This window comes from Polycladomyces abyssicola, assembly GCF_018326425.1.
Lineage (GTDB): Bacteria > Bacillota > Bacilli > Thermoactinomycetales > JIR-001 > Polycladomyces > Polycladomyces abyssicola.
Genome location: NZ_AP024601.1, coordinates 3,041,323 through 3,064,846, shown reverse-complemented (window position 1 = coordinate 3,064,846; position 23,524 = coordinate 3,041,323). Strand labels below are relative to the sequence as shown.

Here is a 23,524-nt window from a genome sequence, read left to right as displayed (position 1 = left end):
TGGATGGAGGACGCATATCAAAATATCAAGAGCGTGGTGAATGATGGCGATGGATATGTCGCTCAGCGATCTGGAAAATCGCCGATTGACGGACTTGTACAAACTGGCGAAAGAGTATCAGATCCCGTATTACAGCCAAATGAAAAAGAAAGAGCTGATTTTTGCGATTCTCAAAGCACAGGCGGAGCGGGACGGACTGATGTTTATGGAAGGCGTGTTGGACATTCTTCCTGAGGGATACGGTTTTTTACGGCCGATCAATTATCTGCCGTCTTCCGAAGATATCTATATCTCCGCCTCGCAAATCCGTCGGTTTGATTTACGACCCGGGGATCTTGTATCCGGGAAAGTGAGGCCGCCAAAGGAAAATGAGCGGTATTTCGGTCTGTTGCACGTGGAAGCCGTCAATGGAATGGATCCGGAACAGGCGGCAGAACGGTTGCACTTCCCCGCACTCACTCCTCTGTATCCCCAACGCAGGCTCCTCTTGGAGACAAGCCCGGACAAGCTCTCTACCCGCATCATGGATTTGATTGCCCCGGTCGGATTGGGTCAGCGCGGATTGATCGTGGCACAGCCCAAGGCGGGTAAAACCATGTTGTTAAAAGAGATTGCCAACAGCATTTCAACCAACTATCCGGATATTGAGTTGTTCGTGCTGTTGATCGACGAGCGTCCGGAGGAAGTGACGGACATGCAGCGTTCCGTCAAAGGGGAAGTGGTGAGCTCCACTTTTGATGAATTGCCGGAAAACCACATCAAAGTGGCTGAACTGGTCTTGGAACGGGCTCAACGTTTGGTGGAGCACAAAAAAGACGTGGTTATTCTGTTGGACAGCATCACACGTCTGGCTCGGGCATACAATTTGGTGATTCCGCCGAGCGGACGGACATTGTCCGGCGGGATCGACCCTGCTGCTTTCCATCGGCCCAAGCGGTTCTTCGGTGCCGCCCGCAACATCGAAGAAGGCGGGAGCCTGACCATTTTGGCGACGGCATTGATCGATACCGGATCGCGGATGGACGATGTGATCTATGAAGAGTTCAAGGGAACCGGAAACCTGGAGTTGCATCTGGATCGGAAATTGGCCGAGCGGCGTATTTTCCCGGCGATCGATATCCGTCGTTCCGGTACGCGTCGCGAAGAGTTGTTACTCAGCAAATCGGAACTGGAGAAATTGTGGATGCTGCGGAAAACGATACAGGACACGCCGGAATATATAGAGGCGTTCCTCCGCAAATTGGCCAGCACGAAGACGAATGCAGAGTTTTTGGCCACGCTGGAACCGCGTCCGCGTCGTTCCACAACAGCTTCCTGAGACTGGACGAACCATATCTGTTATAGAATCGCATCTCCTCGCATAAACATGGTTTGGGATGGAATTTCCCGATCCACAAAGTGCGAGGTGATGTGATGCAGGGTAAAACCGCATGGTTGGCTTCCTCCTTGTCAATCGCAACAGCCGGATGGATGATGGGTGATACGCAAACCGCCCACGCGGCGATGGATCTTCAGCCTAAAACGCCGCAATGGGCCAAGGAACATGTGGCACAGCAGGCGCTGTTTCAGTATTTGAGTCCCATTGTAACGATTGCGCAGGGGAATCTTGCCGCCCAAGAGGAACTGCAGCCGCTTTTATATGAAGTGAAAGACAGGGATACGCTTTACAACATCAGCAAACAATACGGCTTACCGTTTGAGCGCGTTGCACTTTTCAATCGACTTCCGGACGCCAATCGATTAAATGTGGGGCAGAAGCTGAAACTGCCGCTGTCCAAAAAGTGGATACGCGTACAGGAAGGACAAACGTTAAAGAAGTTGGCCGAACAATTCAAAACCACCCCGGACGTGATCGCGAAATTGAATCCCCATGTCGACCTGTCGGTAGAAGTGTATGTGGGTCAGGTGCTCGCCATGCCCATCCAATTGAAGGTGCCGTCACCTCCTGTCGAGCGAACATCGGTGAGAGTGCCGGTCAAGTCGAAATCAGGCGTGCAGTTGGCCAAACGTTCGATAGCGGCACAGGGAGTCATCTCGTTTCGTTGGCCTGTCGTCGGCCAAATCACCAGCCGTTTCGGTTGGCGGAACGGACGGATGCACACCGGCATCGATATTTGGAATGAACAGCGTGAACGTTGTGTCATCCACTCGGCGTGGGGTGGGATCGTGACACGAGCGGGCTATGCGAACGGGTACGGCAATCTGGTGACGATCGATCATGGGAACGGTTGGGTGACGTATTATGCGCACCTGAGTCGGATTACGGTTGCAAAAGGTCAATTTTTGGAAACCGGTTCTCCCTTGGGATATATGGGACAAACCGGTCACGCTACAGGCGTTCATCTTCATTTTGAAGTGCGTCGAGGCGACAAGCCGATCGATCCATTAAGTGTTCTTCCATAAAGCAAAGGAATTATCGATATATTTCTTTCTCTATTGTGTTCAATCAGGATATCTCCTCGGTGGGCTATTAGGGATTCCGCAACCGTTGGATGGCACCTCTTGCCGGTTGCAAGCATAGGGTGATCGTGCTATAATAGCTCGTGTTTATGTGCGGAAGCCGATTCGCCATGTGAACAGCCGGCTGGAAAAGAGGTGAGAGTAAATGAAAATGGCGATTCATCCCGAATATAAATTGACGACTGTTACCTGTTCGTGTGGAAATACCTTTGAAACGGGTTCGACCAAGGAAAACCTCCGTGTGGACATTTGCTCGGAATGTCATCCTTTCTTCACGGGGAAACAAAAAATGGTCAACACGGGCGGACGTGTGGACCGCTTCAAAAAGAAATACAACCTCAACTGATCCGTACGGTTCGAAACAGGCAAGCGTCTCAGCTTGCCTGTTTTCTTTTTCGCGTGAAGGAAACAGATACCCTGATCGGGAATACATTGGGTGGTTAATCAGGTGGCAGGAGTTGTCAGGGATTTTTGCGTTGCGGACGCCCAAAGTGACGAGCGGACTGTGATACAATAGTCTTCGCGACTTCAAACCAGACCTGGAGGAGAAGACTGGATGGAACACCATGTTCGGCACCGGGAAGGGTGGATCGAAGTCATCTGTGGGGGCATGTTCTCGGGCAAGAGTGAGGAATTGATCCGACGCGTGCGAAGAGCACGCATTGCCAAACAAAAAGTGGCCGTGTTTAAACCGGCGATCGATGATCGTTATCACCCGGAGGCGGTCACTTCGCACAACGGCGTACATACTGCGGCGGTTCCGGTCCGGAGCGCCAAGGCAATTATGGAACAAGTGACGGATGAGGTTAATGTGGTGGCCATCGATGAAGTACAATTTTTCGATGATGAAATTGTGGATGTCTGCCAGCAGTTGGCCGATCGCGGGGTGCGTGTGATTTGCGCCGGATTGGACCAAGATTTCCGCGGACGGCCGTTTGGCCCCACTCCTACCTTGTTGGCCTTGGCTGAGTATGTGACCAAATTGCATGCGATCTGTGTCAAGTGCGGCGGGCCGGCGGGGCGGACCCAGCGTTTGGTCAACGGAAAGCCCGCTTCTTCGGAAGAGCCGGTCATTCAAGTCGGCGCCGAGGAGCAGTATGAGGCGCGCTGTCGCCATTGTCACGAAGTGGTGGAAGCAGAACGCACGGTGACACATTCCTGAGAGCAGGCCACTAATTTTCCGTCGCATTGCACAAACTACCTCCAGGAGGTGGGTTTGAATGCGACGGATGGGATGGTGGATCGGGGCTTTGGTCGCACTCAGTTTGGTATGTACTTCGTGTGGGCCCGCCAATCGCGAAGGCACGGCGAAGAACGGGGCGGGGCATGTTCGTTACGAGCGGGCCACGGACCGAAACGAGTCTCATCGCTTCAACCGGGACGACGGTTATATGAACATCACCAACGCCAATCCCAATCTGCGAGTAGGTGACTGGTATACGCATACAGTAACGGGCGATATGCATCGCATAGCACGGATGGCCAAGCAGGTGAGGGGAGTCCGTGATGCCAGGGTGGAAGTATTGGGTGGTAACGCACACGTCTCCATCGTGCCCGAGCCCGGCTTAACCGCAGCCGAGAAGACGGCTGTCAAACAAGAGGTCTACCGCCGCTTGACAGTGGCCATGCCTCGTTATCACATCCACGTGCGTTGGCGAAGCGGCTGGTTGGAGTGGCTCAATCCGTTTCGGCAGTAAATGTTCGCATGCCCGCTAAACAGATCAGACAAGCTCTGGATGTATGGATTGGATCTGAGGCGGGGGACGCCTGTTCGTGGAACTTGGTCGACACTCTCAAAGGACCGGATCACCGGTCCTTTGTTGTTCAACGCATAAATTGTGTCAATACACCCAGCGTGATATTGTACGTCGCATGTACAGCCATCGACGTGACGGTGTTGTGCCGACGGCGAATCCAACCCAACACCAGACCGAGAAGGAACACGATCAGCGTAGAGATGGACAGACCATAATTACTGTGGATAAACGAGAACAGAACGGAAGTGAAAAAAATCCCGAATCGTGGTTGCAAGGCGCCGCGGAAGAGGCTTTCTTCCCCCAATGCGGCAGCCATACCCAGAGTAAGGATGCCTGGAACAGAAGAGAATAACGGGCCGATCACTTGCTCGGTTACTTTTTCCACGTGCGGATCGAGAGGGATGCCGGCTGCATACAGTAATTGTTCCACGACTTGGGCGACGACCACCATCGCCAATCCAATACCCACTCCCAATCCCAATTGGCGAAAACTGGGCTTGACAATGCCGAGACGTTGCAAAGCATCACCAAATCGGCGACGTGCCAGCCAGCCAACACCGACCAAAGCGAGCAAGGTCAACAGGATATCCTGTGCCCAGATGGAAGAGACGGTACCGGCGGTTGAGCGGGGCGCTGCTTCATTCCACTTGGCAATGTTGTCCAGACCGATTGCCACCGTTGCCATTAAATAGGCGAAAATCAGTGCCGACAACGACAAGGCCGCCGCATGAACCCGACTGGACGAATCGATGGGAATGAGGAGGGCAATCAGACGGCGGACGAACGGCAGCAATACGATAAGACCGGCCAGTGTCGTCACCATCACAACCACTTTTGCTTGGTTCAACCCTTCCAACATGGCTGCATCGATTTGGGGGCCCGGCATGCCGGCAGGAATCGGAGTGGAAGCGGCGAGGGAGGTCAATAAGCTCAGCAGGCTCACCATCCCCAAAACCAGCAAATGCAGCATCACAAGCGACAGATAACAGAAAACGGCCCACACCGTTCCTGTGTCGTTCGTATCGGACAAACGGAACCGGTCTGCCCGGTTGGCAAACCACATGATGATGAAAAGGGGAAGGAATAGCAGCAAGAGAACGACGATTTCCACTGTTTCACCCTTTCTTTGCATGAGGTGCTATTCATCAGTTTCCATTTTATTTTACCAACAAACGTTTATGCGATACAGAAAAGAGCGATTCGGTATCCGGCATCATTTAATCCATTCCGTTGGATAAAGCAGTATGGTATTATAAAGTGATGCGGGATGTGATCTCGGCATTTCCTTTCGGATTGGGAGTGAAGCACCGTGTTGGACCGATTGGAATCCATCCGGGAGCGTTACGAAGAGCTGAGCCAATTGCTCTGCGATCCCCGGGTGATCAATAATCCTGAGTTGTTGCGCAAATACTCCAAGGAGCAAGCCGACTTGGAAGAAAAATATCAAGCTTATAACGAATACAAGCGGGTGACCGAACAACTGAGCGATGCCCGGGCCATGTTGCAGGAAAAATTGGACGACGAGATGTACGAATTGGTCAAGGCGGAAATTGACGAACTCAGCGACCGCAAGGAACAGCTGGAAGAGCGCTTGCGCATCCTGCTGTTGCCCAAGGACCCCAACGATGAGAAAAACGTGATCGTCGAAATCCGCGGAGCGGCCGGTGGCGAGGAGGCGGCCTTGTTTGCAGCCGATCTGTTTCGGATGTACACCCGGTACGCCGAACGCCAAGGGTGGAAGACCGAAGTGCTGGATGCGAACCCTACCGGATTGGGCGGGTTTAAGGAGGTCATCTTTTCCGTCCAGGGACATGGTGCATACAGCCGGCTTAAGTATGAAAGCGGTGCGCATCGGGTTCAGCGGGTACCGGAGACGGAGTCGGGCGGTCGCATCCACACGTCGACAGCGACAGTGGCGGTATTGCCCGAGGCGGAAGAAGTGGAAGTGGAAATTCACGAAAAAGATATCCGCATCGACACCTTCTGCTCCAGTGGGCCGGGCGGACAAAGTGTGAACACGACCAAATCGGCGGTGCGTATCACCCATTTGCCGACCGGTATTGTCGTCTCGTGTCAAGACGAGAAGTCTCAGATCAAAAACCGGGAAAAGGCGATGCGCGTGTTGCGGGCCCGTTTGCTGGACAAAATGCAGCAAGAGGAGCATGCCAAACTGGCGGATGCCCGGAAGAGCCAAGTGGGTACGGGCGATCGGAGCGAACGGATCCGGACGTACAATTTCCCGCAGAGTCGTGTGACTGACCATCGGATCGGTCTGACACTGCACAAATTGGATCAGGTGCTGGACGGCGAGTTGGACGAGATCATCGATGCGTTGACACTGCATGAACAGGCGGAGCTGTTGAAAAAGGCGGAATAAGATCTCTGTAGATGCTACGACCGAGCCGATCGCCGGGAAAAGGCCGACGTTTTGGAAAAGCAGGTGGAACCTCGATGTTGACTTTTTCAAGCGTGAAAGAGGCTTACCGATGGGCAGCGGAACGATTGGGAGAACGGGGCGAATCAGCGTGGTTCGAATCCGAATTGCTGCTGCGGAGCGCATTGGGTTGGGATCGTACCCGTTTTTTCACCCGAATGGATGAACCCATGCCGAAGGAAGCGGCTGATCGTTTCCAAACGTGGGTGATGCGCGCTGCGTCAGGGGAACCGCTGCAGTATCTGATCGGTGAGCAGTCGTTTTTTGGTCGCTCGTTTCGCGTCGACCCTTCGGTGTTAATTCCCCGCCCGGAGACGGAAGTACTGGTGGAACGGGTATTGGCGGAAGCGGATCAAATTTTTGGGCGCCAGCCCATTCGTGTGGTCGATATCGGAACGGGTAGTGGCGCCATCGCAGTCACATTGGCGTGCGAGCGTCCGCATTGGGAAGTGTGGGCCATTGATCTCTCCCCCGAAGCCCTCGCAACCGCACAAACCAATGCGGAAATCCACGGGGTCAGAAATCGGATTGTGTGGCGGCAGGGGGATTTGCTGGAACCGTTGTCCACATCGGGTAAGCGTGCCCAGGTGGTCATTTCCAATCCCCCGTATATCCCGCGCGATGTGATCCCTACACTGGAAAAACGGGTGCGTGATTTTGAACCGGTTTTAGCTTTGGACGGCGGTGTCGACGGGTTGGAGATTTATCGACGCATCGTCAGGCAGTTGCCGGCTGTGTTGGATGAACCGGCTTTGGTTGCATTGGAAGTGGGAGCGGGCCAAAGTGACGCGGTTGCCGCGATGCTTCAACAATTACCAATGGATGTGCGGGTGGATGTGACGAACGACCTGGCGGGGATTCCGCGGGTAGTCTGCTCGAACATCAAAAAAATCCGGCATGACGGCGATTAAATCCCCCTCAGCCTGTCCATACTGGTGGGTGAGAATGAGGAGGAGGTCGGCAGTCATGCCTTTTTTGCGGACTTATGGATGGATATTGGCGATCATGGTCTTCTGCACATGGGGTTGGTTGTGGATGGGAGACAAGGTATCTGATGGTGCGGTGATGAGTGTCGCGGCTCAGTCGACACCTTCACTGGAAGGGGAGAAGAAACCGGAAATCCCCAAACAAGCGATTCGATTGCGCATTTTGGCCAACAGCAACAGTGCACAAGATCAGTGGCTGAAGCGGCAAGTGCGCGATGCTGTGATCGCCGAGATCGAAACATGGGCAAAGCGGCCGCGAAATATGGTGGAGGCGCGTCAGGCCATTCGTTCACGCTTGCCGCTGTTTCAGTCGATCGCGGAACGAACGGTTCGTCAACACGGGTATACCTACCCGGTGAAAGTCGATTTCGGTCTGGTTCCGTTTCCGACCAAACTGTACGGTGATGAGGTATATCCCGCCGGTCAATATGAAGCGCTGCGCATCACCATCGGAAAGGGTCAGGGAGATAATTGGTGGTGTGTCCTGTTTCCGCCGTTGTGTTTCGTCGATATGAGCAATGGGGATGCCGTTCCTCAAACCAAGGAGCGGCGGCTCTCCGCGATGGGAGCGAATGAAGCGTTGGCCGCTCCTGCACAGGAATCCTCCGAACCCGAAGAAAAACCGGTACAGGTGCGTTCCTTCCTGTGGGACTCGCTGAAGGATTTTTTCTCCGGATTATGGGATGCCGAACAGTGAGAGGATGTTTTTCATTCCACACGGCTGACCACCAGAGGTACTTTCCTTGTAAATGAAAAGGTTGACCCGGTCATGACTTAGTTATGACAAGTTCGCGGGCTCCGGTTTCCCGTCTTCGCTCTGCACTCGACGGGAAATTCGGGCCCGCTTCTCTCATAAAGAGTGGCTGTTTTCCCACAAGCCATCTTGTTTACGTTACAGGAGCGAGAGGGAAAGCGGCGCACCCGCAATGACAGTCTCTCCCCGTTCCCATCGGAACGGGGTTCTATTGTTTCTTTGGGACGCATAGATTTCCAGTGATAGATTCGCGGGAAAGGAGAGGGTGGTCATGCGCGTGCGATTGGCGCGGACAGGGGACCTCCCCGCCATCGTGGAAATGCTGGAAGGGGCAGGTTTGTATGCGGGCGGTGTGGACGAGCATGTACATCGCTTTTTGGTGGCGGAACGTCCAAATGCCCCCGAAAAAGAGCGATTGGCGGGGACGGTGGGGATGGAAGTGTATGGACGGTCCGGTTTGTTGCGCTCGTTCGTGGTCGAACGAAAAGCGTGGAATCCTGATCTGGGTATTTCCATGTTCGGGGCGGCGATGGCATTGGCCAAACGGTTGCAGTTGCAAGATTTGTTTTTACTGTCCAAGTCCGTTCATCCGCTTTTTTTGGCGTTGGGCTTTCAACCCGTCGAATGGGACAAGGCACCCCGTGAGATGCGGGAGTCTGAACATGTACGGCAGATACGCGCCGATGCGGGAGTATTGATGCGGCTGGATATGGGGGAGTATGGTATCATGAAAGGGGAAATGGACGAAAAAGGGTGACGGCAGTGCGAGTAGAGACCAGAAGATGGATCATTGAACAACCGCACGATTCAGTGGATGGATTGAAACGGGAGATCGGCATTCGGGAAGCGGCCGCCATGTTGCGGGAGGGGAAATTGGTCGCATTTCCCACGGAAACTGTATACGGATTGGGTGCAGATGCGCGGTCCGATGAAGCGGTCAAGAAAATTTTCCAGGCAAAAGGCCGTCCGAGTGACAACCCGCTGATCGTGCATATCGGCAAACGGGAACAGTTGGATGAGCTGGTTTCCACTTTGCCGGATACGGGTCGGGTTTTGATCGAGCGGTTTTGGCCTGGTCCGTTGACCTTGATTCTTCCTCATCGGGGCACGGTTGCTCCTTCGGTGACAGCCGGGCTGCGCACCGTCGGAGTGCGGATGCCCTCCCACCCGGTAGCTCTCGCTTTGCTCCAGGAGGCGGGGGTGCCGGTGGCGGCGCCAAGCGCCAATCGTTCCGGGCGCCCCAGCCCGACGGAGGCGGAACATGTTTGGGAGGATCTCGCCGGAAGGATTGATGGGTTGCTCGATGGCGGTCCGTCGGGTGTCGGAGTGGAATCCACCGTTGTCGATGTAACGGAGGAGGTACCCATCTTGCTCCGTCCGGGTGGTATTACGTTGGAAGCGCTGAAGAAAGTCGTCGGCGAGGTGCGGGTTGATCCCGGTTTGCAAGCGGAAGCGCAGCGCCCCCGGTCGCCGGGAATGAAATACCGCCACTATGCCCCGAACGGTGAGATGTGGTTGGTAACAGGGACGGAAGCCGATATGATGCGCACCATTCAGCGGTTGGCCGATGATGCTGCCGCACAGGGGCGTCGTGTTGGCATATTGACCACGGATGAGCGATTGATGCGCTACAAAGCGGATTGGGTGGTCTCCTGCGGCAGGCGGTCCGAACCCGAAAGCGTGGCACGTGGTTTGTACGCCGCCTTGCGCCGGTTTGACGAATTGGGAGCCGAATATATTTTGGCGGAATCCTTTCCCGTGGACGGGATCTGGTTTACGGTGATGAACCGCCTACGGAAAGCGGCGGAAGGACGGATTATCCATGCGGAGAGGTCAACGTCGAGCTGAGAGGACTCCCTCTGAGACCTGACAAAGCGTTTGGACCACTCGCGCTTCGGGGTGCGATGTTTTCCCAGACGAGCGACTGGCCAAGCCCTGACTGAGCAAAAACTCAATTTTCTCAACGAAGCGTACTTTGCTCGCGTCTTGCACTGATCGGCTCGGTCGGAATGCGGGTGTCATTTGCTTCCGTGTAGGGCACAGGTAGCGAGCCGGGAAAGCGAGCGGGCCGACGTATCAAATACAACTTCGACCACTTTGTCAACAATCTGGACGGGATCGCAATCCCGTCTTTTTCCATACGTACGGATATGCAAGCCCCCGGCCTTTGTTCTTTTTCTCGTTTGAATTGCATATCCATGTGAAGACAAGCGGGACAGGCACGGGGGAGGAGATGACGTGAGTCTTTCCTTGCCGCAATGGGGACAATGGATGACCTTGATTTTGATAGCCATCGCATTGGGCATGGATGCGTTCTCCCTCGGGGTGGGATTGGGATTGAGGGGAATCCGCCGTTCCAGGGCACTCATGATCAGTGGCGTCATCGGAATGTTTCACGTGTTACTCCCTTTATTTGGGATGGGACTGGGGCGATATGTCAGTACCCTTGTCGGGAATCTCGCCGCGATCGTTGGCGGCGGCCTGTTGTGTTTTCTCGGTGTCAACATGTTGGTGCAGGGATTCCGGGGATCGGCCGAGGGTACGATGCTGCATCACAATTCTTTTTGGGGCATGATGCTGTTTGCGTTGAGCGTCAGTCTGGACTCACTTTCAGCCGGGTTGTCGTTGGGATTGTTTCACAGCAATGTGATCGGAGCGGCGCTGTTGTCCGGTGTATCGGGCGGAACCCTGGGCATTTTGGGCATGGCTGCAGGGCGTCGAGCTGGCACTTGGATTGGGGAATACGGAGAAATTTTAGGTGGAGCGATCCTGTTATATCTGGGTGTGCAATTCCTATGGTGAGGAGCGCTCGTGATGAATGAGGCGCTGTTTTACAGCATGTGCTCCGGTTTGACGATGGTGGCGGGTGCAGCCATGGTGATTGTGAGGAAAAAGCCGTTATCCGAGCGTGGATTGGCGGCGGCATTGGGACTGTCTGCAGGCGCATTGACATTTGTGGCGCTGTTGCACCTGCTGCCGTTGGTTTGGATCTGGGGTTCTTGGCCTCATATCATGATGGGAAGTTCATTGGGCATGCTGTGGATGTTGCTGTTTCATCGCCACGGTTCACCGGCGTCTTTCGAGTTATCCGAGCATGGGATGAGGCGGGTCGGCAATGTGATGGCTGTCGCTGTCATTTTACACAACATTCCTGAGGGGGCTGCCATCGGAGTCGGGTTTGATTTGCATATGGAAACGGGAATCGCGCTGGTGATTGCGTTGGCACTTCACAATGTACCCGAGGGAATCGGCATGGCCTTGCCGATGATGGCAGCGCGTCGCCCACGCATGATGGTGCTGGCCTATAGTCTCCTTGCCGCTGGTGCGCTGCCGGTCGGAACCTGGATGGGCACAGGATGGTGGCAAGATGCACCGGATGTAATTGCGGTGGGGCTCATGCTGGCAGTTACGGTGATGATGGGGATGATGGTGCGTGAAGTGGTACCCCGGGCATGGATATTGGATCGTAATTGGGCATTGGGCGGGGTAATCTGTGGTATGTTTTTGATGTATACGATTCACGTCATTCATGGATAATGGGAAGACAGGGGGTGAACGGGTGAAACGCATCTTGTTCGTTTGTACGGGAAATACCTGTCGCAGTCCGATGGCTGAAGCTCTGTTTCGCCGGTTGGCGCAGGAAGCGGGTCTCGAAGTGGAGGTGCGTTCTGCCGGCGTGTCGGCACTGGATGGGATGTCTGCTTCCAACCATGCCGTCAAGGTGTTGAAGAAAAAAGGCATCGATCATGACCACCGGTCACGCTCGCTTCAACCTGAGCTGGTGGAGTGGGCTGATTTGATCCTGACCATGACCATGGGACACAAACAAATGTTGACCGCCTATTACCCACAGACCGTTGGAAAGGCGTATACACTGAAGGAATATGTGTTGTCCGACAGGGATACAGATGCGCTGATCCGAGAGTTGGACGGAGTACGGGCGGAACTGGCCACTATGGAGGCATTGGGACAGAAAAAATCTGATGACGAGGTGTTACGTTCCCTGTGGAAGCGGGAAGAGCAGTTAGAGACCCAATTGCAGAAGCGGTTGGGTGACTTGGATGTGGCTGATCCGTTCGGAGGTTCGGTGGAAGAGTATGAGCAGTGCGCCGAAGAATTGGAAGAGCTGCTGAAACGATTGATTGACCGCCTGCGTGGAGAGACGACGTAACACGGATTCCCTTATATCATATTGGGTGGGTTCAGGAAGCCGGGTGCAATGCGGGAGCCGTTTTCCAACCGTCAAAGGAGCGGTGGGAAGGCAGTTCCCGCATTTCATATAACGAAACCGTACGAGCGAGAATATTTCCCAGGAAAGGTTACCCTACCTCGCAGAGCAGCAACCGGGTATACTATGATCGTAGAGGATGAATAGGAGGCGTTCGAATGCGTGTGATTATCGGTTCGGATCATGGCGGTTTCCGTTTGAAGGAGGAAATCAAGAAATGGTTGCAGGAAAAGGAGATCGCCTTCGAAGATGTGGGATGTGATTGCCCGGATTCCGTCGATTATCCCGACTACGCACAGCCGGTGGCCGAACGGGTAGCCAAAGGGGAATTCAATCGGGGTATCCTCGTCTGCGGGACGGGAATCGGGATGTCGATCGCAGCCAACAAGGTAAAGGGTGTTCGTTGCGCTGTGGTGAGCGACACCTTTTCCGCCCGGATGAGCCGGGAACACAATGACGCCAACGTGTTGGCAATCGGTGAGCGTGTCGTCGGTCCCGGGCTGGCACGGGAGATTGTCGAGGTGTTCCTGGAGACGGAATTCGCGGGAGGACGCCATCAACGCCGAGTGGAAAAGATCGGAGCGTTGGAGGAGTGAGTGGGGGGATGAATGAGGCCAAACCGGATCTCTTTACCCCTGGGCAGGTCGTTCAGCTGGTAGATGAATTGGTGGCCGAAAAGCCGTTGGATGAACGCCATCTGTTGGTGGTTGGTGTCAGTACCAGCGAGGTGATCGGTAAGCGGATCGGTACAGCGGGGAATGATGAAGTAGCTCGGGCTATCTTTCAAGAACTGATGGAAGCGCAAAAGAAGTACGGCTTTCATCTCGCATTTCAATGTTGCGAACACCTCAACCGGGCCTTGGTGGTTCGCAGAGAGACCATGGAGCGGTTCCAATTGGAAGAGGTGACGGTGGTTCCCGTGCCGAAAGCAGGCGGTGCGATGGCTGCGTATGCCTACCGTCATCTGGATGAGGCGGTCATAGTGGAAAGTTTGCGTGCCGATGCCGGGATCGACATCGGTGATACATTGATCGGCATGCACTTGAAGCCGGTTGCCGTACCGGTGCGTCCCAGTTGTCGGCAAATTGGTGAAGCGCATGTGACGATGGCCAAGACACGACCCAAATTGATCGGCGGTGCCCGTGCCGTTTATACATTGCAACCTTGACCGCATCGAATCCAATTGGGACAAGCTTTCTATTTCCACTTTGTCGGAAGTGCCGGACATGATAAGATAGTGAACGAATGGCCACGCAAAAAGGAGGAGAAGTCGGTGCTGAATCATATTCGGCAAACAGACCCGGAAACGGCGGAAGCCATCGCAAGCGAGTTGTCCCGTCAACAACAAAAAATTGAACTGATTGCGTCTGAAAACTTTGTCAGCCGTGCCGTGCTAGAAGCGTTGGGAACCGTGCTGACCAACAAATACGCTGAAGGTTATCCCGGAAAACGGTACTATGGCGGCTGTGAATATGTGGACATTGTGGAAGACCTGGCCCGGGAGCGGGCAAAAAAGCTGTTCGGTGCGGAACATGCCAATGTGCAACCGCACTCGGGTGCACAAGCCAACATGGCTGTTTATTTCTCCGTGTTGGAACCCGGCGATACAGTGTTGGGAATGAACTTGGCTCACGGCGGCCATCTTACCCATGGTAGTCCGGTCAACTTTTCCGGAAAGTTGTACAAATTTGTCGCCTATGGGGTTGATCCCGAAACGCATCGGATCGATTATGAAGAAGTGCGTCGCTTGGCCCTCGAACACAAACCGAAATTGCTCGTCGCCGGCGCCAGCGCCTATCCGCGGACGATCGATTTCGCCAAGCTGCGGGAGATCGCCGATGAAGCAGGTTGCCTGCTGATGGTCGATATGGCGCACATCGCTGGTCTGGTGGCGACGGGACATCATCCCAACCCGGTTCCGTATGCCGATTTCGTCACAACCACCACGCACAAAACGTTGCGCGGTCCTCGGGGCGGTATGATTTTGTGCAAGGAGAAATACGCCAAACAGATTGATAAGTCGATCTTCCCCGGCATTCAAGGCGGTCCGTTGATGCATGTGATCGCGGCCAAGGCGGTGGCTTTTGCCGAGGCACTTTCCGATTCGTTCAAAGACTACTCGGCCAGGGTTGTCAACAATGCGTCCCGTTTGGCGCAAGCGTTGATCGAACGCGGATTCCAACTGATTTCCGGCGGCACGGACAACCACTTGATCCTGATTGATGTCCGCAACTTAAACCTGACCGGGAAACAGGCGGAATTCCTCCTGGACGAAGTGGGGATCACCGTCAACAAAAACGCCATCCCCTTCGATCCGGAGAGTCCGTTTGTCACCAGTGGTATCCGGATCGGTACACCGGCGGTAACGACACGGGGAATGGATGAGGAAGCGATGGAGGAAATCGCCGATATCATGTCGTTGGTCCTGAAAAATCCGGATGACGCCCAAGCGCAGGAACAAGCGCGTCAGCGTGTGGCACGTTTGACAGATAAATTCCCATTGTATCCGGACTTGAAGGTGTAAAACACAGCGAACGTTGTCAAGAGAGACCTGCCGTATGATGCGGCAGGATTTTTTTGGGATGATCCCCGCTTTTGAATGGACAAACGGATCTGAAGACCTGTACAATGTGGAAGGAATCCGAAGGGAGTGAACGATGATGGGACATGTGTATGTGTTTGATCATCCGTTGATTCAACACAAATTGACCTATATACGTGACAAGCGAACGGGCACAAAAGAGTTTCGCGAATTGGTGGAAGAAGTGTCAGCCCTGATGGCTTATGAGATCACGCGGGACATGCCGTTGGAGGAAGTGACCGTGGAAACGCCGGTAGCGCCGGCCAAGTGCAAAGTGCTTTCCGGCAAAAAACTGGGATTAGTGCCGATTCTGCGGGCTGGTTTGGGCATGGTGGACGGCATTTTGCGTCTGATCCCGACGGCGAAAGTGGGGCATCTGGGATTGTACCGTGATCCGGAGACACTGGAGCCGGTCCAGTACTACTCCAAAATGCCGTCGGACATTGGCGAACGCGAACTGATCGTAATTGACCCGATGTTGGCTACGGGCGGTTCTGCCGCTGCGGCCTTGCGCATCCTGAAAGAAATGGGTGCACGCAACATGAAGTTGATGTGTTTGATCGCCGCGCCGGAAGGAATCGAACGCGTTCACCGTGAGCATGATGATGTGGATATCTATGTCGCGGCGGTGGATGAGAAGCTGAATGAGAAAAGCTACATCGTACCCGGACTGGGAGATGCGGGCGACCGTCTTTTTGGCACAAAATAATAGCGATAATACCCGGTAAAACGGAGAAACGGACCACGGGGAGAATCGCGGGCTGGATTTTTGAGTGATGGCGAGTTTTTGCCCGCGTCCGTGGTCCGTTTCGGTCATTTTTGCTTCCTTGCAGGGCGACTGGTGGTGCATGCCGGGAAAGCAATTGGACAGTATTCACCAGCTCCAGGGTGGTCTGGTATTCATCAGGCCGAAGGTGCCCGCGGCCCGAATATCGGCCGGGACGCGCTTCAGCGCCATGACGGCCACCGCTCCGGCGGCTTCCGCGATTTTAGCCTGTTCGGCGTTGACGACGTCCATGACTCCTTGCCTGCATCGCGCGAGTGAACCCATGCCACGATACACTTTGAACCGGCGTCCTGGGTAAATCTTCGATTCACCCGGGGATTCCTCACAACCGGCGAATGAAGCCAAGCTCGCTCTCCCAGCTCCCGGTTCAAAGTCGGTTGAATGCGCTTACACCGACGGTTCCCCCGACTATCGACATCCCGTATTGGGCAAACTGATAGATACATTTGTTCCATAATTTTGCGCGGATCGAATCGTGACAGGAATTATATTCCATTTCACCCTGTAGAAACAACCAACACCAGCATTTGGATCAGTTGATCAAAATGTGACTTTTTGTTCAAAAATGCGTCCGCGAAAGCGTTGACAACGGTTGTTGAGCTTCGTTAGTATATACGGGGAACATTGTGACCATCCCGAAAATAACGGTACCCTCCAACGCCGATGACAACCCTTTCATCATATATCTCCCCTGATCGAATACCCGTTATGGAGAGGCTGTATGCGGAGGGAGATTTTGTGAAAAAAAGCACAGATAACCCCTGGCAAATGATCGGACTGATCGGTACGCTCGGCATGGAAGTGGTGCTGATGACACTTGGGGGTGGTTGGCTGGGACGCATGTTAGATACCCGCTGGCACACCCAACCTGTCCTCTTGATTACGGGTGTGATGTTGGGCCTTGTATTGGGTATCGCCAGTGCTTTCTATACCATCAAGGCTTTATTAAGGGAATGACTCCAATGGACGCGCAAGACCTCTACCGCCGTCAAACGGCCATTCTCACCTGTATCTTTTTGGCCCTTGCTTTTCTCTTGTGGTGGGCGACGTCGTGGAAGGTGTTTTTTGCGGGTATTTTCCTGGGTGGAGCGGCCGGTTTGTACAATGTCCTCTACTTGATCCGCAAACTTCGCCTCATAGATGAACAGGCCATGTCCGCCGCGTCCGGGAAGCGGCGCGTCAACACGGGATTGGCCAACCGGTTTTTGATGGCGGCGTTTCCGATGTTGCTGGCTGTCCGGTTTCCCGAGTGGATCGATTACCGGTCCGTCCTGCTGGGGTTACCGGTTCCATATATTCTCCTCATCGCCGTGGGATTGCGGCACACGCAGCGCCAATTTTCCAGAGAAAAGAGGTGAGAAATGGGATGGAGCTCACGCCGAAGATTCACCTGTTTGGCCTCACGTTTGATGTGGCTGTGATGATCGCCACTGTCGTCACTTGCGTCGTGGTCTTTCTGATCGCGGTATGGGGCACGCGTGGACGGGACATTCGCCCAACGAAAATGCAGAACTTCGTGGAAATGCTCATCGACTTCATCCGCGGCGTTACCCGCACCGGTTTGGATCAGAAGACGGCGGAAAAATACGTGGGGTTCGCCTTTACGCTCTTTTTGTTCATGTTTGTGGCTAACCAGCTGGGTCTGATCCTCAACATCAGCACGGAAGCGCATCACGCCATTCCGGCACTCGGGATCGAGGAAGGCAAACATTATGCCTGGTGGAAATCTCCTACTGCGGATATCAACATCCCGGTTGTCATGGCGGTCACCATCACACTGTTCGCCCATTACCTGGGGATTCGCTCGGGAGCCAAGCGGTATGTGAAGCATTATTTTGAGCCGTTCGCTCCGATGGTGGTGATGCACATCATCGACGAGATCGCGAAACCGGTGACCCATGCCTTGCGTTTATGGGGGAACATTTTTGCGGGGGAAGTGCTGATCCTGATCATGGTGAAGGCCGGGGCGATTGGTTCGTTGCCGCTGTTGCCGTGGTTGGCGTATTCGTTGTTTGTCGGCACGGTGCAAGCGTATGTGTTTACAGTCTTGGCCATTGTCTACATCGGGCAAAAAGTCGCCCATGATCATTAATACACGATGGAGATTAAAGCCAGATTAAAATCGGTTTGATCAGAATAGATTCGAAATTTTATCGAGATATTCAAAGGAGGAATTTACTCATGACCACCACGATTGCTGCTGCTATCATGTTGGGTCTGGCCGCTGTCGGCGCCGGGATCGGAAACTCTCTGGTATACGGGCGTTATCTGGAAGGCATCGCTCGTCAGCCGGAAGCGCGGGGTACCCTGTTCGGTCAAATGATCATCGGGATCGCGTTCGTCGAAGCGTTGCCGATTATCTCCGTTGCCTTCGGTATGTTGGTTCTCTTCGGGATTTTGGGCAAATAATGCGGTCTTCCGACATGAAGGCGGGGTAGGACCCTCTACCCCGCCCAAATTGCTGTACTCATACGCAGATCCGATGGCGTTCAGCACGGTTTGAAGGGAGTGACTCGGTGTGTTGAAGCTGGAGTTGGGCACCATGCTGTTCCAGTTGGTCGCCTTCCTCGTTTTGATGGGGTTGTTGATCCGCTTCGCGCTTCGCCCGATCATGGGTGTGATGGAAAAGCGCCAAGCGTATATCGATGAACAGATCGACACGGCGGAAAAAAATCGCGCCGAAGCGGAACGGCTGGTCGCGGAGCAGCGCGAGGCATTGGAAAAAGCGCGCAAAGAAGCACGTGAACTGTTGGAGCGCGCCAAGGTGCAAAAAGAGCGGGAAGCCGAAGCGATCATCAAGGAAGCCCAAGAGCGGGCGGAACGGATGATTCAGGAAGCAACCAACGAAATTGCCCGTGAGAAAGAAAAAGCGCTGGCCGAATTGCGGGATCAGGTCGGTCAGTTGGCTGTTCTCCTGGCCTCCAAAGTGATGGAGAAGGAAATTGACGCCAAACAGCAATCCAAATTGGTGGATCGCTATCTTCAACAGGTAGGCGAACTGCAATGAGTCAATCCGTGGTAGCCAAGCGATACGCGCGTGCCTTGTTCGAGGTGGCCAGCGAGAAACAGATGCTGGATCAGGTGGAGCAGGAATTGTTCACCGTGGTCCAAACACTGGAGGAAAACGGTGAATTTCGTGAATGGCTGGCGCATCCGTATGTGGCGGAGGAAGCGAAAAAAGAACTGTTGGAACGTATCTTCAGCGAGCTGTCCGAGCCGACGAAGCATCTTCTATTCCTCTTGATCGACCGGGGACGGCAATCGGCGATTGGCAAAATCGCGGAGGAATATCGCGCGTTGGCCAATGAATCGCGTGGTGTGGCGGATGCGATTGTGACGACGCCGCGGAAGATGACGGTCAAGGATCAAAAACGTTTGATCACCCTTTTCAAGGAACTGATCGGGAAAGAGCTCTCCATCACCAACGTGGTGGATTCCGATATTTTGGGCGGGGTGATCGTACGGGTCGGCGACCGCCTGTACGACGGTAGCCTGAAGACGAAACTGGACCGTTTCCAGCAACAGCTGAGCGGAACCCGTATGCGTTGAAGAAAGGACTTGGACAGATAGGGGTGAAAACGGTTTATGAGCATCAAACCGGAAGAGATCAGTTCGCTCATTAAGCAGCAGATCGAACAATACCGGTCCGAAATCGAAGTGGCCGATGTCGGAACCGTCATTCAAGTCGGCGACGGGATCGCCCGCGTCTACGGCTTGCAAAAAGTGATGGCGGGCGAGTTGCTCGAGTTCACCAACGGCGTCATGGGTATGGCGCTCAACTTGGAAGAAGACCACGTTGGGGTGGTTATCCTCGGACCGTATACCGGCATCCGCGAAGGTGACCAAGTGAAGCGGACCGGCCGCATCATGGAAGTGCCGGTAGGTGAAGCCCTGCTGGGCCGTGTGGTCAACCCGCTGGGTCAACCGTTGGATGGAAAAGGTCCGATCGAAACGACCGAATTCCGTCCGGTAGAATCGGAAGCTCCGGGCGTCATCGACCGGAAATCGGTGCATGAACCGCTTCAAACGGGGATCAAAGCAATTGACGCGATGGTCCCGATCGGTCGCGGTCAGCGGGAGCTGATCATTGGTGACCGGCAAACGGGGAAAACGACGATCGCGATCGACACGATCATCAACCAAAAAGACCAAGACGTCATTTGTATCTACGTGGCCATTGGTCAAAAACAATCCACCGTGGTCGGCGTGGTGGAAAAACTGCGTCGTTTCGGTGCGATGGACTACACCATCGTCGTCTCCGCGACGGCTTCGGATCCGGCACCGCTGTTGTTCCTGGCTCCGTACGCGGGTTGCGCGATGGGCGAGTACTTCATGTACAAAGGCAAACACGTGTTGGTCGTATACGACGACCTGACCAAGCAGGCGGCCGCCTACCGGGAGCTGTCCTTGTTGCTCCGTCGTCCGCCGGGCCGTGAAGCATACCCGGGTGATGTCTTCTACTTGCACTCCCGCCTGTTGGAGCGCGCTGCCAAGCTGAGCGATGAAAAAGGCGGCGGTTCACTGACGGCGTTGCCGTTCATCGAAACGCAGGCCGGTGACGTTTCCGCCTACATTCCGACCAACGTGATCTCGATCACCGACGGTCAGATTTTCCTGGAGTCCGACCTGTTCTACTCCGGTATTCGTCCGGCTGTGAACTCCGGGATCTCGGTGTCCCGCGTAGGGGGTTCCGCACAGATCAAGGCAATGAAAAAAGTGGCTGGTACCTTGCGTCTGGACCTGTCGCAGTACCGTGAGTTGGCCGCTTTCGCCCAGTTCGGATCCGACCTGGACAAAGCGACCCAAGCCCGACTCGCCCGCGGTGAGCGCGTGGTGGAAATCCTCAAGCAGGATGAACACCAACCGATGCCGGTGGAGAAACAAGTCGTCTCCATCTACGCGGTGACCAAAGGATACCTGGATGATATTCCGGTGGCGGACGTTCGCCGCTTTGAAAAAGAATTCCATGCCTATCTGGACAGTGAAGGCAAAGAAATCCTGCAAGGCATCCGCGAGAAAAAGGAACTGACCAAAGAGATCGAAGAAAACCTGAAAAAAGCCTTGGAAACGTTCAAAAAAGGCTTTGTCACTTCGGAACAAAAATAAACAGCGATCCAAACTCTCCCGGTGTCCGGTCCGCTCGTGGATAACGGGCGGAACCGGGACGCCGTCGGCAGAAAGGCGGTGAAGATGCGTGAAAAACAAACGGGAAATCAAACGCCGGATCCGCTCGGTTCAAAACACCAGACAGATCACAAAAGCGATGGAGATGGTGGCTGCAGCCAAACTGCGCCGTGCGCAGGAGCGGGTTCAAGCGGCGCGTCCGTATGCGGAGAAAATGCGCGAAGTGATCGCCAACATCGCAGCCGGCACCTCTGCGAAGCACCCGATGCTCATCGCCCGGGAAGTGAAAAAAACCGGCTATTTGATCATTACATCGGATCGTGGACTGGCCGGCGGTTTCAACGGCAACCTGCTCCGCAAATTGGTGCAAATCGTGAGCGAACGGCATCAAAGCCCGGATGAGTATGTGATTTTCGTAATCGGACGCAAAGGGCGTGACTTCCTGAAACGCCGGAAGTATCCGGTGATCGGAGAAGTGGTGGGCTTGCCCGATTCGCCCACCTTCGCGGACATCAAGCAGATCGCCTGCCAAGCGGTGCAGTTTTATGCGGAGGAGAAATACGACAAGCTGGTCCTGCTCTACAACGAATTTATCAACCCGGTCACCCAGCGTCCGGTGGAAAAACAACTGCTTCCGTTGGAAAGCATCAGCTTGGAAGGTCAAGCCCGGACCCTTTATGAATATGAACCGGATGAAGAAGAAGTGCTGGCGGAACTGCTGCCGCGCTATGCCGAGACACTCATTTTCAGCGCACTGTTGGAGTCCAAAGCGAGTGAACACGGTGCTCGGATGACCGCGATGGGAAATGCGACCGACAACGCGACCGAGATGATCGCCACTTTGACCTTGCAGTACAACCGGGCACGTCAAGCCGCGATCACGCAGGAAATCGCCGAAATCGTCGCCGGAGCTAACGCATTGTCCTGATCAACCCTGCACCTACGCAGTTTGATATAGTACGGAATGTGTGTATCCCATCTGAAGCTGAGGAGGGAAACTGATGAGCACTGGACGCGTCGTACAGGTGATGGGTCCCGTTGTGGATATCCAGTTTGAACGGGGCCATCTGCCTGAGATTTATAACGCAATCAAAATCGAACACAAAGCGGAGTCCAGCGGCGAACGGGACATCAACCTGGTGGTGGAAGCTGCCGTTCACCTGGGTGACAACATCGTTCGTTGCGTGGCCATGTCCTCCACCGACGGTTTGGTACGGGGCATGAAAGCGGTGGACACCGGTGCACCGATCTCGGTGCCGGTGGGCAAAGCCACCTTGGGCCGTGTGTTCAATGTATTGGGTGAGCCGATTGACGAGGCGGGTGAAGTGAAAGCGGAAGAGCGTCATCCGATTCACCGTCCGGCCCCGAGTTTTGAAGAACAATCCACCCAAGAAGAAATGCTGGAAACCGGGATCAAGGTCGTGGACCTCTTGGCCCCGTACGCCAAAGGTGGTAAGATCGGTCTCTTCGGTGGTGCCGGCGTAGGGAAAACCGTTTTGATCCAAGAGCTGATTCACAACGTCGCGCAGGAGCACGGCGGTTTGTCCGTGTTTGCCGGCGTGGGTGAGCGGACCCGCGAAGGGAACGACCTGTACCATGAAATGAAAGACTCCGGCGTTATCAGCAAAACGGCCATGGTATTCGGCCAGATGAACGAACCGCCGGGGGCCCGTCTGCGTGTGGCGTTGACCGGTCTGACGATGGCGGAGTACTTCCGTGATACTGAAGGACAGGACGTGCTCTTGTTCATCGACAACATCTTCCGGTTTACACAGGCCGGTTCCGAAGTGTCCGCGTTGCTCGGCCGGATGCCGTCCGCCGTGGGTTATCAGCCGACGCTGGCAACCGAGATGGGTCAGCTGCAAGAGCGGATCACCTCGACCAAACACGGTTCGGTCACCTCGATCCAAGCGATCTACGTGCCGGCCGACGACTACACCGACCCGGCTCCGGCCACCACGTTTGCACACTTGGATGCGACGACCAACTTGGAGCGGAAGTTGGCCGAAAAAGGGATTTATCCGGCGGTGGACCCGTTGGCATCCACGTCGCGGATTCTCACCCCGGCTGTGGTGGGGCGCGAACACTACGAAGTGGCACGTGGCGTGCAGCAAATTCTGCAACGCTACAAAGAATTGCAGGACATCATCGCCATCCTGGGTATGGACGAGTTGTCCGACGACGACAAACTGATCGTTGCCCGGGCGCGTCGGATCGAGAAATTCCTGTCGCAACCGTTCCACGTCGCCGAGCAGTTCACCGGTATGCCGGGTAAATACGTACCGGTCAAAGAAACGGTGCGCGGATTCAAAGAAATTCTGGAAGGCAAACACGACGACCTGCCGGAAGACGCCTTCTATATGGTGGGCACGATCGACGAAGCCGTGGAAAAGGCGAAACAACTCGCCTAAGA

The 23,524-nt window shown here is 54.6% G+C and carries 28 protein-coding genes; 26 read left to right on the top strand and 2 right to left on the bottom strand.

The window, feature by feature from the left end:
* Nucleotides 1-55: 55 nt before the first annotated feature.
* The 5 genes from rho to KI215_RS15195 all read left to right on the top strand — a co-directional run bounded on the left by rho (nt 56) and on the right by KI215_RS15195 (nt 4,157).
* The gene (gene rho, locus KI215_RS15215) at nt 56-1,318 is read left to right on the top strand and encodes a transcription termination factor Rho (protein WP_212775236.1); all 1,263 of its coding nucleotides are present in this window, start codon (nt 56-58) and stop codon (nt 1,316-1,318) included.
* A gap of 95 nt (nt 1,319-1,413) precedes the next feature.
* The gene (locus KI215_RS15210) at nt 1,414-2,403 is read left to right on the top strand and encodes a M23 family metallopeptidase (RefSeq protein ID WP_212773523.1); all 990 of its coding nucleotides are present in this window, start codon (nt 1,414-1,416) and stop codon (nt 2,401-2,403) included.
* Nucleotides 2,404-2,605: 202 nt separating this feature from the next.
* Nucleotides 2,606-2,806 (top strand): 50S ribosomal protein L31, encoded by a 201-nt coding sequence (gene rpmE, locus KI215_RS15205; protein ID WP_212773522.1) that lies wholly within the window; start codon nt 2,606-2,608, stop codon nt 2,804-2,806.
* A 210-nt stretch (nt 2,807-3,016) separates the two neighbouring features.
* Nucleotides 3,017-3,622, top strand: a complete 606-nt coding sequence (locus KI215_RS15200; protein WP_212773521.1) for a thymidine kinase — start codon at nt 3,017-3,019, stop codon at nt 3,620-3,622.
* Between the two features lie 58 nt (nt 3,623-3,680).
* Nucleotides 3,681-4,157, top strand: a complete 477-nt coding sequence (locus tag KI215_RS15195) for a hypothetical protein (RefSeq protein WP_212773520.1) — start codon at nt 3,681-3,683, stop codon at nt 4,155-4,157.
* 127 nt (nt 4,158-4,284) lie between these two features.
* Here the strand turns inward: KI215_RS15195 and KI215_RS15190 are convergent, their stop codons facing one another.
* On the bottom strand, nt 4,285-5,349 hold the full coding sequence (locus KI215_RS15190) for a CPBP family intramembrane glutamic endopeptidase (RefSeq protein WP_212773519.1): 1,065 nt from the start codon (nt 5,347-5,349) through the stop codon (nt 4,285-4,287).
* 177 nt (nt 5,350-5,526) lie between these two features.
* Between KI215_RS15190 and prfA the strand changes: the two genes are divergently transcribed.
* From prfA to upp, 12 genes are all read left to right on the top strand, one after another.
* Entirely contained in the window at nt 5,527-6,594 is a 1,068-nt protein-coding gene (gene prfA, locus KI215_RS15185; protein WP_212773518.1) for a peptide chain release factor 1, read from the top strand.
* A 74-nt stretch (nt 6,595-6,668) separates the two neighbouring features.
* Entirely contained in the window at nt 6,669-7,562 is an 894-nt protein-coding gene (prmC, locus tag KI215_RS15180) for a peptide chain release factor N(5)-glutamine methyltransferase (RefSeq protein ID WP_212773517.1), read from the top strand.
* A 55-nt stretch (nt 7,563-7,617) separates the two neighbouring features.
* A complete protein-coding gene (spoIIR, locus tag KI215_RS15175) occupies nt 7,618-8,334 on the top strand; it encodes a stage II sporulation protein R (RefSeq protein ID WP_246512140.1) in 717 nt (238 codons plus the stop codon).
* Nucleotides 8,335-8,662: 328 nt separating this feature from the next.
* Nucleotides 8,663-9,148 (top strand): GNAT family N-acetyltransferase, encoded by a 486-nt coding sequence (locus KI215_RS15170; protein WP_212773516.1) that lies wholly within the window; start codon nt 8,663-8,665, stop codon nt 9,146-9,148.
* Nucleotides 9,145-10,239: an L-threonylcarbamoyladenylate synthase gene (locus KI215_RS15165; RefSeq protein ID WP_212773515.1), complete on the top strand. Its 1,095-nt coding sequence runs from the start codon at nt 9,145-9,147 to the stop codon at nt 10,237-10,239. The genes KI215_RS15170 and KI215_RS15165 overlap by 4 nt, the downstream gene beginning before the upstream one ends.
* A gap of 390 nt (nt 10,240-10,629) precedes the next feature.
* Nucleotides 10,630-11,193, top strand: a complete 564-nt coding sequence (locus KI215_RS15160; RefSeq protein WP_246512139.1) for a manganese efflux pump MntP — start codon at nt 10,630-10,632, stop codon at nt 11,191-11,193.
* Between the two features lie 12 nt (nt 11,194-11,205).
* Nucleotides 11,206-11,928: a ZIP family metal transporter gene (locus KI215_RS15155; protein ID WP_212773514.1), complete on the top strand. Its 723-nt coding sequence runs from the start codon at nt 11,206-11,208 to the stop codon at nt 11,926-11,928.
* A 22-nt stretch (nt 11,929-11,950) separates the two neighbouring features.
* Nucleotides 11,951-12,562, top strand: coding sequence for a low molecular weight protein arginine phosphatase (locus KI215_RS15150; protein WP_212773513.1), 612 nt, complete (start codon nt 11,951-11,953; stop codon nt 12,560-12,562).
* Nucleotides 12,563-12,777: 215 nt separating this feature from the next.
* Nucleotides 12,778-13,215, top strand: a complete 438-nt coding sequence (rpiB, locus tag KI215_RS15145) for a ribose 5-phosphate isomerase B (protein ID WP_212773512.1) — start codon at nt 12,778-12,780, stop codon at nt 13,213-13,215.
* A gap of 8 nt (nt 13,216-13,223) precedes the next feature.
* Complete coding sequence (locus KI215_RS15140) at nt 13,224-13,787, top strand: TIGR01440 family protein (protein WP_212773511.1); 564 nt, start codon at nt 13,224-13,226, stop codon at nt 13,785-13,787.
* Between the two features lie 108 nt (nt 13,788-13,895).
* The gene (locus KI215_RS15135; protein WP_212775233.1) at nt 13,896-15,143 is read left to right on the top strand and encodes a serine hydroxymethyltransferase; all 1,248 of its coding nucleotides are present in this window, start codon (nt 13,896-13,898) and stop codon (nt 15,141-15,143) included.
* Nucleotides 15,144-15,279: 136 nt separating this feature from the next.
* Nucleotides 15,280-15,909 (top strand): uracil phosphoribosyltransferase, encoded by a 630-nt coding sequence (upp, locus tag KI215_RS15130; protein ID WP_212775232.1) that lies wholly within the window; start codon nt 15,280-15,282, stop codon nt 15,907-15,909.
* 165 nt (nt 15,910-16,074) lie between these two features.
* On the opposite strand, the gene KI215_RS15125 is transcribed toward upp, so the two are convergent.
* Nucleotides 16,075-16,287 carry a hypothetical protein gene (locus KI215_RS15125; RefSeq protein ID WP_420830200.1) on the bottom strand — a complete coding sequence of 71 codons (213 nt, stop codon included), beginning with the start codon at nt 16,285-16,287 and terminating at the stop codon, nt 16,075-16,077.
* 438 nt (nt 16,288-16,725) lie between these two features.
* Here KI215_RS15125 and KI215_RS15120 point away from each other — a divergent pair, with 438 nt between their 5' ends.
* From KI215_RS15120 to atpD, 9 genes are all read left to right on the top strand, one after another.
* Nucleotides 16,726-16,944, top strand: a complete 219-nt coding sequence (locus KI215_RS15120; protein ID WP_212773509.1) for an AtpZ/AtpI family protein — start codon at nt 16,726-16,728, stop codon at nt 16,942-16,944.
* 5 nt (nt 16,945-16,949) lie between these two features.
* A complete protein-coding gene (locus KI215_RS15115) occupies nt 16,950-17,345 on the top strand; it encodes an ATP synthase subunit I (protein ID WP_212773508.1) in 396 nt (131 codons plus the stop codon).
* Nucleotides 17,346-17,353: 8 nt separating this feature from the next.
* Nucleotides 17,354-18,079 (top strand): F0F1 ATP synthase subunit A, encoded by a 726-nt coding sequence (gene atpB, locus KI215_RS15110; RefSeq protein WP_212773507.1) that lies wholly within the window; start codon nt 17,354-17,356, stop codon nt 18,077-18,079.
* Between the two features lie 89 nt (nt 18,080-18,168).
* Nucleotides 18,169-18,396, top strand: a complete 228-nt coding sequence (gene atpE / locus KI215_RS15105; RefSeq protein WP_212773506.1) for a F0F1 ATP synthase subunit C — start codon at nt 18,169-18,171, stop codon at nt 18,394-18,396.
* A 109-nt stretch (nt 18,397-18,505) separates the two neighbouring features.
* Entirely contained in the window at nt 18,506-18,994 is a 489-nt protein-coding gene (atpF, locus tag KI215_RS15100; protein WP_420830149.1) for a F0F1 ATP synthase subunit B, read from the top strand.
* Complete coding sequence (locus KI215_RS15095) at nt 18,991-19,536, top strand: F0F1 ATP synthase subunit delta (protein WP_212773505.1); 546 nt, start codon at nt 18,991-18,993, stop codon at nt 19,534-19,536. The genes atpF and KI215_RS15095 overlap by 4 nt, the downstream gene beginning before the upstream one ends.
* A 36-nt stretch (nt 19,537-19,572) precedes the next feature.
* Complete coding sequence (gene atpA / locus KI215_RS15090) at nt 19,573-21,093, top strand: F0F1 ATP synthase subunit alpha (protein WP_212773504.1); 1,521 nt, start codon at nt 19,573-19,575, stop codon at nt 21,091-21,093.
* 88 nt (nt 21,094-21,181) lie between these two features.
* Complete coding sequence (atpG, locus tag KI215_RS15085) at nt 21,182-22,039, top strand: ATP synthase F1 subunit gamma (protein WP_212773503.1); 858 nt, start codon at nt 21,182-21,184, stop codon at nt 22,037-22,039.
* Between the two features lie 73 nt (nt 22,040-22,112).
* A complete protein-coding gene (gene atpD / locus KI215_RS15080) occupies nt 22,113-23,522 on the top strand; it encodes a F0F1 ATP synthase subunit beta (protein ID WP_212773502.1) in 1,410 nt (469 codons plus the stop codon).
* Nucleotides 23,523-23,524: the final 2 nt, after the last annotated feature.

What these genes read in the sequence shown, in the direction of transcription:
- rho (WP_212775236.1), top strand. Translation starts at nt 56, where the DNA reads ATGTCGCTCAGCGATCTGGAAAATCGCCGATTGACGGACTTGTACAAA.
- KI215_RS15210 (WP_212773523.1), top strand. Translation starts at nt 1,414, where the DNA reads ATGCAGGGTAAAACCGCATGGTTGGCTTCCTCCTTGTCAATCGCAACA.
- rpmE (WP_212773522.1), top strand. Translation starts at nt 2,606, where the DNA reads ATGAAAATGGCGATTCATCCCGAATATAAATTGACGACTGTTACCTGT.
- KI215_RS15200 (WP_212773521.1), top strand. Translation starts at nt 3,017, where the DNA reads ATGGAACACCATGTTCGGCACCGGGAAGGGTGGATCGAAGTCATCTGT.
- KI215_RS15195 (WP_212773520.1), top strand. Translation starts at nt 3,681, where the DNA reads ATGCGACGGATGGGATGGTGGATCGGGGCTTTGGTCGCACTCAGTTTG.
- KI215_RS15190 (WP_212773519.1), bottom strand. Translation starts at nt 5,349, where the DNA reads ATGCAAAGAAAGGGTGAAACAGTGGAAATCGTCGTTCTCTTGCTGCTA.
- prmC (WP_212773517.1), top strand. Translation starts at nt 6,669, where the DNA reads ATGTTGACTTTTTCAAGCGTGAAAGAGGCTTACCGATGGGCAGCGGAA.
- spoIIR (WP_246512140.1), top strand. Translation starts at nt 7,618, where the DNA reads ATGCCTTTTTTGCGGACTTATGGATGGATATTGGCGATCATGGTCTTC.
- KI215_RS15170 (WP_212773516.1), top strand. Translation starts at nt 8,663, where the DNA reads ATGCGCGTGCGATTGGCGCGGACAGGGGACCTCCCCGCCATCGTGGAA.
- KI215_RS15155 (WP_212773514.1), top strand. Translation starts at nt 11,206, where the DNA reads ATGAATGAGGCGCTGTTTTACAGCATGTGCTCCGGTTTGACGATGGTG.
- rpiB (WP_212773512.1), top strand. Translation starts at nt 12,778, where the DNA reads ATGCGTGTGATTATCGGTTCGGATCATGGCGGTTTCCGTTTGAAGGAG.
- KI215_RS15140 (WP_212773511.1), top strand. Translation starts at nt 13,224, where the DNA reads ATGAATGAGGCCAAACCGGATCTCTTTACCCCTGGGCAGGTCGTTCAG.
- upp (WP_212775232.1), top strand. Translation starts at nt 15,280, where the DNA reads ATGGGACATGTGTATGTGTTTGATCATCCGTTGATTCAACACAAATTG.
- KI215_RS15115 (WP_212773508.1), top strand. Translation starts at nt 16,950, where the DNA reads ATGGACGCGCAAGACCTCTACCGCCGTCAAACGGCCATTCTCACCTGT.
- atpB (WP_212773507.1), top strand. Translation starts at nt 17,354, where the DNA reads ATGGAGCTCACGCCGAAGATTCACCTGTTTGGCCTCACGTTTGATGTG.
- atpE (WP_212773506.1), top strand. Translation starts at nt 18,169, where the DNA reads ATGACCACCACGATTGCTGCTGCTATCATGTTGGGTCTGGCCGCTGTC.
- KI215_RS15095 (WP_212773505.1), top strand. Translation starts at nt 18,991, where the DNA reads ATGAGTCAATCCGTGGTAGCCAAGCGATACGCGCGTGCCTTGTTCGAG.
- atpA (WP_212773504.1), top strand. Translation starts at nt 19,573, where the DNA reads ATGAGCATCAAACCGGAAGAGATCAGTTCGCTCATTAAGCAGCAGATC.
- atpD (WP_212773502.1), top strand. Translation starts at nt 22,113, where the DNA reads ATGAGCACTGGACGCGTCGTACAGGTGATGGGTCCCGTTGTGGATATC.